This window comes from Planktotalea frisia, from assembly GCF_001890925.1.
GTDB lineage: Bacteria > Pseudomonadota > Alphaproteobacteria > Rhodobacterales > Rhodobacteraceae > Planktotalea > Planktotalea frisia.
Genome location: NZ_MLCB01000091.1, coordinates 149,799 through 162,940, shown reverse-complemented (window position 1 = coordinate 162,940; position 13,142 = coordinate 149,799). Strand labels below are relative to the sequence as shown.

The window sequence follows — 13,142 nt, the reverse complement described above, 5'->3', positions numbered from 1 at the left end:
GTGCATGCCAATAGCTATAGCTACCAACACTATAGATATGGAGGTCACATGCTTACAATTGGAAGTTTGGGAAAGAAGACCGGAACAAAAGTTCAGACCATCCGGTATTACGAACAGATCGGGTTGATGCCCGAACCGGGTCGCACAGAAGGGGGGCAACGGCGTTACGGTGACGCCGAAGTCGACCGCTTGTCATTTATTCGACACGCGCGCCAGTTGGGATTTCCGCTGGAGGCGATCCGCGAGCTACTTGATCTTAGCGACAATCCGGATCGATCTTGCCACGAGGCCGACTCCATCGCTCGTCGACAACTCAAACAGGTCGAATTGCGGATGGATCGCTTGAAAGCGCTGCAGACCGAACTGAAGCGCATGATCCACGAATGCAGTGGAGGCAATACCGCGGATTGTAAGGTTCTCGAGGTCTTGCGCGATCACTCAGAGTGTCTGACCGACCACGATGCAATCGGCGCATAGTCGCGCCAATTGCTCGCAATCCAAAACGGTGTGTAAAACGACAATGGTCGGTCGTACATGGCTGCTTTTACCTTAGGCGGGTTGATAGAGCCGGGCGTGCGGAAGGCCTGTTTTCTCGAACCTCCGGAATGTCTTTGCCAAAGCCAGAGCACCAAGGTCAATGATGGGTTCAAGCAAAACAACGATGATGTAGACCGACGCGAATGCTCCCGCGTTTGCCAAGGTCTCCGCGGTAAAGCCCTGTCCGTAGAAAACCCAGAAGGCCACCCACGCCACAATGCCACCTTGGAACACCGCAGATAGCTTTGCTGCTTGAGTGTAGGAAACCTCGGTGTACGGCGTGTCGGCCGGGATAATCCTTCGTGCCAATGCGGTCATTGCCAAAACTGGCAGAATAAGCGTGGTCAGGTTCATTCCCAATTGCGGAATGTCGGAAGGTGAAAACAGGAAGCTTTGCGCTACAAGACCAAAGATCAGACCAATAGCTGTTGGAACTGTGCCGAGGATCAGGAAAAGTGTGGTTCCAAGTATCAAATGTACTTCTGACACGCCAACAGGTGGATGCGGCAGAAATTCAAAGAATCCTAGCACCATCGCGCTTGCCGCAGCGGAGCGTCCGGCCAAAGCTAAGATGTTGCCGTTCTGCTTCACGTGATCAACAGCGAGCTTGGCGACGATCCCAACCGAAGCAACACCGGTCGCAGTCCCCAGTACAATTTTTGCGCCGTCCACGACGCCAGGTTCGATATGCATAATTTCGTTCCTTCTGCACCCATCGTGCAAGATGCCTCCATAGAGGCGTTACAGTGTACTTGGCAGGTTTCCTGACTCGCGCTTCATCGCTGCAATTTCACCTTCCCGGATCTCTCCAGTGGTATTCGGAATGCAGCTAACGCTCACAGTTGCGTGGGCAGTCTCGGATCAGGACAGGACTTGATGTCCCTACCGCGTTCCCATTTACCCCGCCGCCGCAAATCGGCTTTGGGACCAAGTCCGAGCACCTGATATCCTCGGCCTGCCCGAGTCAAGATGGTTTGTAGAATGCAGTTGGTGTGTAGTCGCTGTGGCAACCAAATTTTGCCCAAGTATGATGCGAGATAACACAAAACTACTCCATCAAACAGCTAGTTACATCAACTCATCTCTTCAACTTTCCGAGAAAAACTAAGCCCAGGACGGATCTCCCTGGTCTCCATCCGAAAAAGCAAAACATCCCCAAGAGCGGAACTCTTGGGGATGTCGTGATCAGACCAAATCAGATTATTCGGCCGTCGCGGCATAGTTCATGATGTGAAAAATCATGTTCTGTTCAATTGTGCCATCGACAAGGTGTGCCCACGGGCCTTTGGCATAGGCGGCGACATCCTCACCCGAATGGGTTTCGGAGGACTTGGGAACCACCGCCTGCTGCAAATAGTCCAGGTCTGTCGCGGCCTCTTCGGTGAGCACCGGTCGCGTACCAAAGAAAGAACCATCCGCTTGTTCCGTCAGAACCGATCCCGCACCGTTCAGGTAGCCTGCGACGGTGAACGGCTTATTGTCGGCTCCCAATTCGGGCTCCCCGGTATGCGCCACGCCTTCGCCGTCGATGCCCATGCACAGGCCAAGGATGTCCGACCCACGCCCGCAATAACCATTGAAGGCCAGCGCATGTTCATGATCAGCCGTCACGATGATCAGGGTGTCGGCATCGTCCGTCAGTTCATCAGCGATCGCGACGGCGTCGGAGAACGCCTTTTGGTCACGTACCGCGCGTGCAAGGTTACCGCCGTGGTTGGCATGGTCCACGCGACCCGCTTCGACCTGAAGAAAGTAGCCATTGTCCCCCGATTTTGCCTGAAGCGCCTGGATGGCCGCACCGGTCATGTCGGCCAGGCTGGGTTCGTCTTCGCGGTCAGCTTCGTACATCATGTGGCTGCTTTCAAACAGCCCGAGGATCGGGGTCCCATCCAAAGGGGTGTTTTCGAAAGACGCCTGATCGGTCGCCAAATGAGCGCCTAGTTCGCTTTGGGCTACGTCCATCAGATTGACCCCGTCTTCGCGGCGCCCGCCTTCGTCACCATGAAAGTTGCGCATGCCGCCGCCCATAGCGACGTCGATCATCCCGGAACGCATGGCCTCGATCAGCTGCGTCGCAATGTCAGTCTGGGTGTCGCAACCTTCAGGCACTGACGCCTCGAAATTGCGGTCCACTGTCTTTGCATAGGCCGAGGCCGGCGTTGCATGTGTGATGCGCGCTGTGGAGACAATGCCGGTTTCTTTTCCCATCTCACTCATAAGTTCGTTCATGGAGGCAACCGTATTGCCCGGCAGCGTCGAACAGTCGCCGCGGTTCACGTTTTCATTCACACCGATGATGCCAGCCTTGGTCTTGATCCCGGCCATCATGGCCGTGCCTGTTCCAGCGCTGTCCGGCGTCTGGGCATTAACGTTGTAGGTCTTGACCAGAGCGAGGTTTGGAAAGGCCTCCTGGGGTTGAACATACTCATCACCAAAGCCGCCCTCTTGCTGGCCTGCAAACAGACGCGATGCGTAGTTTGTACCAACGCCGTTGCCGTCAGAGATCATCAAAATGATGTTGACGGCTCTGTTGGTATTGGGCAGTTTTGCCAACTCTTCGGCCAGACGCTCTTGGCCGGATACGAACCAATCATTTTCTGCCTGCGGCAGGTCTTGTGCTGTCGCCATGCCTGATACCGCGATGGCAAGGGCGGATACCGCTGTTAACGTCTTCATAGTTTTGCTCCTGAAAAGAAGGATGAGTTTGCAGCGAAGATGCGGGTCTTAAGCATCAGATTTGTGACAGCGTGTGCTAAACTAAAATGAAATTTGGATCTTGAACCTATAGTGACTGTAGCAATTACATCTTCACGTAGACGATTCGAGGAGATATAAAATGAGCGCGAATGATCGGCTGTTGGCAACAACCCCAATCCTGAACTTCGACCACCCGTCGATTGCACAACTGATCGAGGACCGAGGGTGGAAAGCCCTTTCTCAACATGACCGGATCGGCGCTGTCTACGATTTCGTCCGCAATGAAATTGCCTTTGGGTACAACCGCGCTGACGACATCTCGGCCGCCGAGGTGCTCGCTGACGGTTTTGGTCAATGCAACACCAAGGGCACGCTTCTCATGGCCCTGTTGCGCGCGGTAAGTGTGCGGTGCCGCCTTCACGGCTTCACGATTCATAAAGAGCTTCAACGGGGCGTCGTGCCCGAACTCGTGTATCCGATTGCTCCAGAAGAGATCATTCACTCATGGGTTGAGGTGGAGACGGAGACGGGTTGGGCAAACCTCGAAGGATTCATTCTGGATGCGGAGTTTCTATCAGCGCTGCAATCCAAATTTACCGATTCACACAGTCTCTGCGGTTACGGGGCAGGGACCGACTGCCTGCAGGCGCCGCCAGTGGAGTGGACGGGGGGCGATACCTACATCCAAGAGACCGGTATTACCCAGGACTTTGGTACTTTCGACGCGCCCGACAACTTCTACGCCGCTCATCAGCAGTCATTCAGCTTCGTAAAGGGCATATTGTATCGCCATATCATACGCCATTGGATGAACGCCCGCGTGCGCCGGATCAGATCAGGTAGCGTGCCGCAGATCCCTGGCTTGGCATTGCCTAATCATAGACACGAGGAATCGCGTCATGCCTCATGATCACGGCCACGCGCATATTGATCCCGCGTCAGGCGACCGCCGTGTCTCCATCGCTATCTGGGCCAACGCACTTCTGACGGTTGTACAGATTGTGGGCGGCATCCTCTCTGGCAGCCTCGCTCTCATAGCGGATGCACTGCACAACTTCTCAGACATGGCGTCTCTGGTAATCGCGTTCGCAGCCCGAAAGATATCCCGAAGACCCGCCGACAAGCGCATGACTTTTGGCTATGGCCGGATTGAAGTTGTGGCTGCCTTGATCAACTACACCACCCTCATCCTCGTCGGTATCTATCTCATTTACGAGGGCGGGATGCGCATGATCGAACCGACCGAAGTGGCCGGTTGGACTGTGGTGATCCTTGGCTCAGTGGCGCTGGTCGTCGACACGCTGACAGCGCTGCTGACGTATTCGATGCAAAAGGGCAGCGTGAACATCCGGGCGCTTTTCCTGCACAATCTGTCAGACGCACTGGCCTCTGTTGCGGTGATCATCGGCGGCTCGCTCATCCTGCTCTATAATATGTGGTGGGTCGATCCGGCGATCACGATCGGCATCGCGCTCTACATCCTTTACCTCGCTCTAACTGAAATCGGCGGCCCCGTTCGCATCCTGATGCTGGGAAGTCCACCTGACCTCGACAATGACGCAATTGTTGCCGCAATCAGAGACGTCGACGGGGTCCATGACGTCCACCACGTTCATCTTTGGCAGATGCAAGAGAACGAGACGGCGCTGGATTGCCATATAGTGACCATCGATGGCTCATCCGGCGAAGGGATCAAAGCTGCCATAAAGGCGCGTCTCGCCGAAGAGTTCGGCATCCGGCACTCCACGCTCGAATTCGAAGACTTGGAGAATGCTCATGAGAGCGCACAACTCTATGGACACGAGCAGACAAAAGCATGATGGAAACTACGCTTGTTCTTTCTGGTCTAGGAATTGCTGCAGCAACACTGGCTTCGATCCTTTGGTCAATTGTTTCCCCAAAGCGCCGTATCTGGCCGCCCCAACGTTACACGGCGATCACTCCAATTCTGGTCTGGGTGCCAACGTTTTCGTTGTTTGGCGTATTCATTGTGCTTGGCGTCTTGGGGTGGGGCATTTTGGCGTTTCCCAACTGGCTCCGGTTCGGGGTTGGGATACCTCTCATTCTGTTTGGCAATTTTGTCGTCTGGACTGAAGTCGCTCATTTCGGGATAGCGCAAACTGGTGGAGCTAAAGGCACGTTGAAGACTACCGGCATGTATCGCTACTCTCGAAACCCTCAATACATGGCGGATATGGCAATCGTCGGTGGATGGATGATCCTTACGTCTTCACCCTCGGCTCTCATTGTAGGAACAGCGGCCATCCTTGTTTTGATTGCCGCGCCATTCGCAGAAGAGCCGTGGCTAAAGGACCTGTACGGTTCTGAATTTGAAGAGTATCGGGCTTCAACCCGTCGCTTTCTCTAAATCGCTTCACAAAAATGTCATTCCCGGATCGCTTGACCCTCTAGCTACTAGAGGTCTTACGACTCAAAAAAATGGAGGAAAGCTGTGAGCAGAATAATTAAAAACCGCAGGCAGTTTCTGTCAACAACAGCCGCCGCCGTCATCGGACTTCCGGCCTTGGTAAAGGCCCAGTCTGTGGAGCAACCGACCGGAACGGCGGTACGCAGGAATATCTCGTCCTTCAGCGCTCAGCCATGGCAAGACCACTTTGATAATCTCGAGCATGGGGCGATCCTCTGCGACATCAATTCAAGAGCCGTTCAGTTCTGGTCTGAGGACGAAAGTATTTACAAGCTCTACCCGTCGAGCGTACCTCAATCAGAAGAGCTGACCCGGCGGGGATACACAAGGGTCGTTCAAAAAGTGGAAGGTCCGAGTTGGAGACCGACACCTTCGATGAAGGAGCGTAATCCTGAATGGCCTGACTACTGGCCACCGGGCCCGGACAACCCTCTCGGCACACACGCGCTCTATCTTTCCTGGCAATATTACCGTGTCCACGGGACCGGCGACACACGCAAGATCGGGCGTCAGTCTTCCAATGGGTGCATTGGGCTGTACAACGAGCATATCGCAGAGTTGTTCGATCTGGCGGAAGTCGGCACCCAAGTCAGACTCTTTTAGTTCACTGATTGCCCCGTGATAGCAGCGGGCGACTTGGCCGCCAATCTCAAGTGTATTGCAAAGATCTTATGCACTGCGAAACAGCCAAGGGTTCATGATAGAAACTGCCGTGGATCGACGTTGCTCTACCTCTTTCTTGGAGGCAGAAGTTGATGCAAGGTGACAGCGACGGGACGACAACCATATTCACTATTGGCATCACATGGGCGGCTTTTGTATTCGCTGTGATTTTGGCTCTGTTTTGTGTCTTTTGGATCTGCAAGCGATGGAAAGACCGAAACCGGAAGTAATCGCCATATTGAACTCGCCAGCCGACGCCCGATCTTCAAGACGGAGCTGTGACCTCGCGTATAAAAAGAACTGGAAGTCGACCTTTTTCGGTACGCGCTTTACTGAAAGGACGAATGTTCTGCGAAGCTACCGTCAGCGGGCATGGTACGGATGAGACGTCTATTCCGACTTTTGCTTAGAGGGTTCATCGCCGCAGCAATCATAACAATAGTTGCGACCGCGTTGGCGATTTGGCTGATGACTCGATCAATTCCAGACTACACGGCAAGTTTCAATGTTGAGGGTCTATCGGCACCGGTCGATATCGTGAGAGACGCTTACGCAGTTCCACACATTTTTGGAACGAACGACCCCGATGTCTTTTTTGGGCTTGGAGTCGCTCACGCGCAAGACAGGCTGTGGCAAATGACCCTTCTGAGAAGAATTGCCCAAGGACGCTTGTCTGAACTCTTCGGACGAAGCACTTTGGCCTATGACGATTTCATGCGCAGACTTGATCTGGCCGAGGCCGCTCGTTCTTCGCTTTCCGCCCAGGACGACAAAACGCGTGAAGCTCTCAACGCCTATGCGGAAGGGGTGAATGCGTGGATTGAGGAAATCAACAAAGGTGCGTTGGGGCGAGGTGCACCAGAATTCTTTCTGTTTGAAAGCTCCATCGCGCCATGGAGACCAGAGGACAGCATCGCAATTCTCAAGCTTTTTGCGTTACAGAGCTCGGGTCAATTCCAAGAAGAGGTTTTGAGGGCTCGCCTCTCTATGCTCATTCCCCCCGCACGCGTTTCTGATCTTCTCCCGGCGTCATTTGCCAATGATGATCGCAACATACCAAGGTACTTTGACCAGTTTCCGAATGCTCGTCTCGGCGCCATTCGATTTGAACCCGCTGAACTGAGCAGATTGTCGCCTCTTAGAAGTCCCAATCTCAATTCGTCGATGCTTGCCTGGGCTGCCACCCGCAACCGAACCGTTTCAGGCAACGCGGTAGTTGCCGGTATTTTCGACACTCAGTTGGCCATACCTTCGCTCTGGTACCTCGCTGGGTTGGAGCTTCAAGTCGGTGGCGTCATCGGTGCGACAATACCTGGGTTGCCGGTCATACTGTCAGGTCGCAACAGCAGTCTGGCATGGTCTGGAACCACATCGAACATTGACGACCAGGATCTTTTTATTGAGAAGCTACTCGACACAGGCTCTCGTGAGGTACTGACACCGGCGGGACCCCGGCCAATCGTTTCGCGCCCCTCCGTCATACGCATTCGGGGCGAAGCGCCCGTGACTATTCGCTTGGAGCGAAGCGAAAACGGTCCGATCATTCAATCTGACTTGTTCGGTCTATCATCGGTCATTCCAGAAGGGCACATTGCCTCTCTGGCATGGACCGGCCTGTCCACAAATGACACTTCCATAAGTGCGCTCATGGGTTTGATGACTGCAAAGAGTACAGATCAAGGGTTCTTGGCAATGCGATCCTTCATCGCGCCCGCTATGACGATGATCATTGCAGACGAGGAAAATCTCGCAAATCAGTTTGTAGGCGAACGGCCAATTCGAGATCCTCGAAATGTTTTTGGCGGGTTCATGCCTGCTCCTGGATGGTTATGGGAGAGCCAATGGCGCGCGCGAGGCGTTGCGAAGCCAAGCAATGCGGACGATTCAGGAATGCAAACGCAAAATGATAGCAACATTGGCCAACAAGTACTCTCGCCCAACATTGTTAGGGCCGACGCAAAGGATTTTAGGTTAAGCCGCCTCGAGAGGCTCCTCGAGGCGCGCGACGTCCACACCCGGGACGGTTTCATTGAGTATCAGCAAGACACTATCAGTCCGGCCGCAAGGGGCCTATTGCCACTCATCGCCAAGAACTTGTGGTTTTCTGAGCCTCCCGCGCCCTCGGGAACTCTTGCCCGGCGGCGTGCCGATGCTCTGCAAATGCTAGCAGATTGGAACGGCGACATGAACGAGCACATGGCGGAACCCCTGATCTATACCGCTTGGATGCGCGCCCTCCAGCAACGGTTGATAAACGACGAGTTGAGCAAAATGGCTGAGGGATTGCCTGTCATTCAGACACTTTTTCTCGAGCGCGTGTTCCGCGATGTCGATGGTGCCTCAATCTGGTGCGACGTAGTTCAATCGGAAGAAATCGAGACCTGTGATCAGATCGCTAGCCTCGCGCTCGACGATTCACTGTTATGGCTCGAAGAAACATTTGGGCGTGGCGATTTGAGTACTTTGAGGTGGGGAGATGCCCATCAAACCGCACTTGATCATCCTATCCTGAGTTGGTCTCGAGGTTTCAGTTTCATGTCAAACATTCGACTTCCGTTCTCAGGCGGCGACACTACTCTTTTCCTTGGATTTTCTGCGGGTGCATCCGAGGACCCGTTCCAGGCTGATTTTGGATCGACTTTCCGTGGGGTCTATGACCTTTCTGATCCAAACAGTTCGGTATACATAGCATCAACCGGACAGTCGGGCCATTTTCTCAGCCGCTTTTACGATGATCTTGGTCGATTGTGGCGGCGTGGAGAGTATGTCCCTATGTATCTTGAGCGACAACTCGTGAATGCCGGGTCGGTGGGAACGACAAGTCTGCTGCCACTGCGCAACTGAATGAAATGAAGGCAATCCGGCTTTCCTGCACCACAGATACTTAGAGCTATTGTGCCGCACAATGGCAATCTGGACCATGAAGGCGGGATTGGACCTGTCCTTCTTGAGTTGCGGCTTGGTGGAAAGCTCAAGAATCTGATGACAATTTCGCATACAGGGGTCAAAGTTCGGCACGCCGCAATCGAAGCGCATTCGCAATGACCGATACTGACGACAGGCTCATGGCTGCGGCAGCGATCATTGGCGAAAGAAGCAACCCGAAAATGGGGTAGAGAATGCCAGCCGCGACAGGAACACCTGCAGTGTTATAGGCAAACGCAAAAAATAGGTTCTGTTTGATATTTCGAACCGTTGCTTTTGCGAGCCTGCGGGCTCTGACAATGCCTACCAGATCGCCTCCCAATAGTGTGATGCCAGCGCTTTCGACGGCAACGTCGGCACCGGTACCCATCGCAATCCCGACATCGGCAGCCGCTAGGGCAGGCGCATCGTTTACGCCATCTCCGGCCATGGCAATCTGGGCGCCTTCATGCCTCAAGTTTTCCACCAGGGCTTTCTTATCTTCTGGCAAAACCCCTGCATGAACTTCATCTATTCCAAGCTTCAAAGCGACGGCTTCCGCCGTCTTTTGATTGTCACCAGTCGCCATGATGACCCTGAGCCCGAGGCGATGAAGATCGTCAATGGCTCCGGCCGTGGTTTCTTTGATCGGGTCAGCGACTGCCACGATCCCGGCGAACCTACCATCGACTGCTATGAACATGGCAGTCTTTCCAGACGCCCTGAGGTCATTTGCAGCATGTTCAGCAACCGAATGGTCCACATTGATTTCGTCCATCATTGCTGGATTTCCGAGAGCGACATCATGGCCGTCAACTTGACCTCTGACACCTTTGCCAGTGATAGCCTCGAAGTTTGTTGCTTCAAAAAGCGACAGGCCTTGCTCTCGTGCACCCTCCACAATCGCCTCCGCAAGGGGGTGCTCTGAGCCTCGTTCTAAGGCTGCAACAAGGGTAAGAACATCATTTTCAGAGTGCCCACCCGTGACCACCAAATCTGTGAGCTTCGGACGCCCTTGGGTGAGGGTGCCAGTCTTATCAACAATGACCGTATCGACGCGCGCCATCCGCTCAAGTGCCTCTGCATCCTTGATCAAGACACCCGCTTGTGCCCCGCGGCCCGCAGCAGTGGTGATCGAGATCGGTGTTGCGAGACCCAATGCGCAAGGGCAGGCGATAATAAGCACAGAGACTGCAACTGTTATCGCAAATGCAAGTGCCGGATCTGGCCCGAACATGAGCCAAGCGATGAACGATGTGACCGCAATGAGAACGACCGTTGGCACGAATACTGACGACACACGGTCTGCTAGTCCCTGAATTGGCGCGCGCGACCGTTTCGCTCCAGCGACCATATCCACGATCTGAGAAAGGACTGTGTCCGCCCCGACTTGCGTGGCCCTCACCATCAACGTGCCGTTTTTGTTGATCGTCCCGCCCGTGACCCGGTCCCCTTGTGTTTTTTCAACGGGAAGCGGCTCTCCAGTAATCATGCTTTCGTCGATTGATGAACGCCCCTCAAGCACGTCAGCGTCCACTGGGATGCTGTCACCGGGTCGCACGCGTAGCGTATCGCCAGCAATGATATGCTCCAGCGGTGCGTCGTATTCGGTCCCGTCCGGCATAATACGGCGGGCTGTTTTCGGTGCGAGATCAAGCAAGGCGCGGATTGCATCACCCGTTCGTTCCCGTGCACGCAATTCAAGCACCTGACCGACAAAGATCAATGTGACGATCACAACTGCGGCTTCGTAATAAGTCCCGACGCCTTCGCCGGTTTGGTACGCCGAAGGAAAAATTCCAGGCAAGAAGGTCGCGGCAAGCGAATAGGTGTAGGCGGCTCCGACCCCGAGCGCGATAAGCGTCCACATGTTTGGAGATAGAGTCGTTATGGAATCCCACCCCCTTTTGAAGAACGGGAGCGCGGCCCAGAGAATGATCGGCGTTGCGAGGAGGAATTCGATGTAGACTGCATTCTGATGACCGATCCACGCGCGCACGGGCAGACCGACCAGTTCGCCCATGGTCAAGATGACCAGCGGAACTGCGGCTGCCGCGCTGATCCACATGCGCTTCGTGAAATCGGAGAGTTCTTCGGACGGCTCATCCGATGGGAGCATTGGCTCAAGCGCCATACCACAAATCGGGCACGCGCCAGGCTCGTCCCTGAGGATTTCGGGATGCATCGGGCAAGTCCATTGAGTACTTGCCTTGCTATGCGTTTGCGCCTTTTGCGCATGTCCCGAGGCGTAGTAATATGGGTCGCTGCGAAACTTCGTTTCACAGTTCTCTGAACAAAAATGGAAGGTCTCCCCTCCAAATTCAGTATTCCGGGGATTTTCGTTGACCTCAACGGTCATGCCACACACCGGATCGATCACTGTCGTGGCGTTCGAAGCGGTCGCGGCCTGCATGGTGTTGTGGTGTTGATCTTGATCCGTGCTCATCGTCTCAATCCTTGATATTCAAGACGATCATACAACTAGCTCCTCCAGTAGCTGGAAGGTCAAGGCAGACTCAGCATGCATATGTAACAATTCGTATCGGGTTCGAGATTTTTAGGTCTCCGCCCGTGAAACCCGCTAGCCCAGTGTCAATATCATGCCTTCCGAAACCGATAATGTGGGAATGTGAAGGTTCTCTGGTGCGGGCCCTTTCCGGATACGTCCCGCAGTATCATAGTGGGATCCATGACATGGACAGAACCAGCCGCCAAAGTCGCCGGCACCATCACCGAGGGGCACACAACCGAGATGTGTGCAAACACCAATCATAACCAAGAAATTCTCATGTCCGGGCAGTGCTCTATTTTCGTCTGTGGCCGGATCTTCACCAGGAATATTTGGATTTCGAGCCACTGCATCGGGCAATGACGACACGTCCTCGGAGCGCGCCTGAGCGATCTCTTCTTCATTTCGGTGGCGGATAAAGACCGGTTTGCCCCGCCAACTTACTGTCAGTTGTGTTCCAGGCTCTACATCCGAAATGTCGACCCGGATGCTTGAGAGAGCCCGAACATCTGCAGATGGATTCATTTGATTGATCAAAGGCCAAACTGCCGAGCCAGTGGCAACTGCTCCCGCTCCGGCAGTCGCATAGTAGAGAAAATCCCGGCGATGCTGTTCGGTTTGCAACTCTGTCATGATTCGACTCTAGAGGCCTCCTGCGTGGGAAGGTCAATGTTGAGCAAGGCGGGTGAAGGAGTTGCTCTAGTCGGTAATCCAAACTCAGGAAGCTTTGTTTCGGCCGGAGGGGCGCAAAATCGCCACCAGAATCAACGGTGTTGCTGTCATCACTCCGAGACCAACGATGACCCACTCAGCAGCGTCGAAACTCCCTGACATCGCTTCTGCTCCAATATGCGCGAGCAGGAAGCTCGCGGGAAGAATTCCGGCGAGTGTTGCAATCAAAAAGCGCCAAAGGTGAAGGCGGCTAAGGCCCGCAGCATAGCTCATTGCATCAAACGAGATGAAGGGCAAAAGTCGGGAAGCAAACACCGTCAAAGTAAGCAAATTTTGAGACCCGAGCAAACCATAAGCGGCCTTGTTACCTAGCCATCGCTCGACGTAGACGCGCCCTAGGTAACGCGCGATGATGAACGCTGACAATGCACCCAGTTCCGACCCGATGGCTACATAGATGGCTCCTTCCATGTGGCCATAGGCAACTCCGCTTACAAGGGCGATCGGGGCACTGGGAATGGGGCTTGCAACGATTGATCCCATCATCAGCAAAACAATGAGAAGTGGCCCCCAAGGACCGGCACCATCAACCCAGCCCTCGATGGTTTCCCGGGTTATGTTCGGCCAATAATCCAAGGCCCACATGCCAGTGAGCAGCGCCGCAAGCACTGCGATCAGAACTAGTCCCAAGTGACGGGGATGCGTGTTACCCGATCGCATAGAGCGCCACGA

The 13,142-nt window shown here is 54.3% G+C and carries 11 protein-coding genes and 1 riboswitch; of the genes, 6 read left to right on the top strand and 5 right to left on the bottom strand.

What is annotated here, in order from left to right; all coding sequences use genetic code 11:
• Nucleotides 1-48: 48 nt before the first annotated feature.
• Nucleotides 49-477, top strand: coding sequence for a MerR family transcriptional regulator (locus PFRI_RS06185; protein ID WP_072629831.1), 429 nt, complete (start codon nt 49-51; stop codon nt 475-477).
• A 72-nt stretch (nt 478-549) separates the two neighbouring features.
• Here the strand turns inward: PFRI_RS06185 and PFRI_RS06180 are convergent, their stop codons facing one another.
• Both PFRI_RS06180 and PFRI_RS06175 read right to left on the bottom strand, forming a co-directional pair.
• A complete protein-coding gene (locus tag PFRI_RS06180) occupies nt 550-1,230 on the bottom strand; it encodes an energy-coupling factor ABC transporter permease (RefSeq protein ID WP_072629830.1) in 681 nt (226 codons plus the stop codon).
• A 44-nt stretch (nt 1,231-1,274) separates the two neighbouring features.
• Nucleotides 1,275-1,484: riboswitch (cobalamin riboswitch) on the bottom strand.
• Nucleotides 1,485-1,737: 253 nt separating this feature from the next.
• Nucleotides 1,738-3,213 carry an alkaline phosphatase gene (locus PFRI_RS06175; protein ID WP_072629829.1) on the bottom strand — a complete coding sequence of 492 codons (1,476 nt, stop codon included), beginning with the start codon at nt 3,211-3,213 and terminating at the stop codon, nt 1,738-1,740.
• A gap of 160 nt (nt 3,214-3,373) precedes the next feature.
• Here PFRI_RS06175 and PFRI_RS06170 point away from each other — a divergent pair, with 160 nt between their 5' ends.
• The 5 genes from PFRI_RS06170 to PFRI_RS06150 all read left to right on the top strand — a co-directional run bounded on the left by PFRI_RS06170 (nt 3,374) and on the right by PFRI_RS06150 (nt 9,169).
• Nucleotides 3,374-4,144 carry a transglutaminase-like domain-containing protein gene (locus PFRI_RS06170; RefSeq protein ID WP_072629828.1) on the top strand — a complete coding sequence of 257 codons (771 nt, stop codon included), beginning with the start codon at nt 3,374-3,376 and terminating at the stop codon, nt 4,142-4,144.
• Nucleotides 4,134-5,054 (top strand): cation diffusion facilitator family transporter, encoded by a 921-nt coding sequence (locus PFRI_RS06165; protein WP_072629827.1) that lies wholly within the window; start codon nt 4,134-4,136, stop codon nt 5,052-5,054. The genes PFRI_RS06170 and PFRI_RS06165 overlap by 11 nt, the downstream gene beginning before the upstream one ends.
• Nucleotides 5,051-5,602 (top strand): methyltransferase family protein, encoded by a 552-nt coding sequence (locus PFRI_RS06160; protein WP_072629826.1) that lies wholly within the window; start codon nt 5,051-5,053, stop codon nt 5,600-5,602. Before PFRI_RS06165 ends, PFRI_RS06160 begins: the two co-directional genes overlap by 4 nt.
• 141 nt (nt 5,603-5,743) lie before the next feature.
• Nucleotides 5,744-6,265 carry a L,D-transpeptidase gene (locus tag PFRI_RS06155; RefSeq protein ID WP_370399028.1) on the top strand — a complete coding sequence of 174 codons (522 nt, stop codon included), beginning with the start codon at nt 5,744-5,746 and terminating at the stop codon, nt 6,263-6,265.
• Between the two features lie 528 nt (nt 6,266-6,793).
• Complete coding sequence (locus PFRI_RS06150) at nt 6,794-9,169, top strand: penicillin acylase family protein (RefSeq protein WP_245812291.1); 2,376 nt, start codon at nt 6,794-6,796, stop codon at nt 9,167-9,169.
• A gap of 160 nt (nt 9,170-9,329) precedes the next feature.
• On the opposite strand, the gene PFRI_RS06145 is transcribed toward PFRI_RS06150, so the two are convergent.
• The 3 genes from PFRI_RS06145 to PFRI_RS06135 all read right to left on the bottom strand — a co-directional run bounded on the left by PFRI_RS06145 (nt 9,330) and on the right by PFRI_RS06135 (nt 13,100).
• A complete protein-coding gene (locus PFRI_RS06145; RefSeq protein WP_245812297.1) occupies nt 9,330-11,642 on the bottom strand; it encodes a heavy metal translocating P-type ATPase in 2,313 nt (770 codons plus the stop codon).
• Between the two features lie 168 nt (nt 11,643-11,810).
• Nucleotides 11,811-12,371 carry a ubiquinol-cytochrome c reductase iron-sulfur subunit gene (petA, locus tag PFRI_RS06140; protein ID WP_072629824.1) on the bottom strand — a complete coding sequence of 187 codons (561 nt, stop codon included), beginning with the start codon at nt 12,369-12,371 and terminating at the stop codon, nt 11,811-11,813.
• An 84-nt stretch (nt 12,372-12,455) separates the two neighbouring features.
• Nucleotides 12,456-13,100, bottom strand: coding sequence for a TVP38/TMEM64 family protein (locus tag PFRI_RS06135; protein WP_240310510.1), 645 nt, complete (start codon nt 13,098-13,100; stop codon nt 12,456-12,458).
• Between the last annotated feature and the right edge of the window lie 42 nt (nt 13,101-13,142).

Excerpts from the sequence above, each read along its gene's own strand:
- PFRI_RS06175 (WP_072629829.1), bottom strand. The coding sequence starts at position 3,213 with ATGAAGACGTTAACAGCGGTATCCGCCCTTGCCATCGCGGTATCAGGC.
- PFRI_RS06185 (WP_072629831.1), top strand. The coding sequence starts at position 49 with ATGCTTACAATTGGAAGTTTGGGAAAGAAGACCGGAACAAAAGTTCAG.
- PFRI_RS06145 (WP_245812297.1), bottom strand. The coding sequence starts at position 11,642 with ATGCAGGCCGCGACCGCTTCGAACGCCACGACAGTGATCGATCCGGTG.
- PFRI_RS06165 (WP_072629827.1), top strand. The coding sequence starts at position 4,134 with ATGCCTCATGATCACGGCCACGCGCATATTGATCCCGCGTCAGGCGAC.
- PFRI_RS06180 (WP_072629830.1), bottom strand. The coding sequence starts at position 1,230 with ATGCATATCGAACCTGGCGTCGTGGACGGCGCAAAAATTGTACTGGGG.
- PFRI_RS06160 (WP_072629826.1), top strand. The coding sequence starts at position 5,051 with ATGATGGAAACTACGCTTGTTCTTTCTGGTCTAGGAATTGCTGCAGCA.
- PFRI_RS06170 (WP_072629828.1), top strand. The coding sequence starts at position 3,374 with ATGAGCGCGAATGATCGGCTGTTGGCAACAACCCCAATCCTGAACTTC.
- PFRI_RS06150 (WP_245812291.1), top strand. The coding sequence starts at position 6,794 with ATGACTCGATCAATTCCAGACTACACGGCAAGTTTCAATGTTGAGGGT.
- petA (WP_072629824.1), bottom strand. The coding sequence starts at position 12,371 with ATGACAGAGTTGCAAACCGAACAGCATCGCCGGGATTTTCTCTACTAT.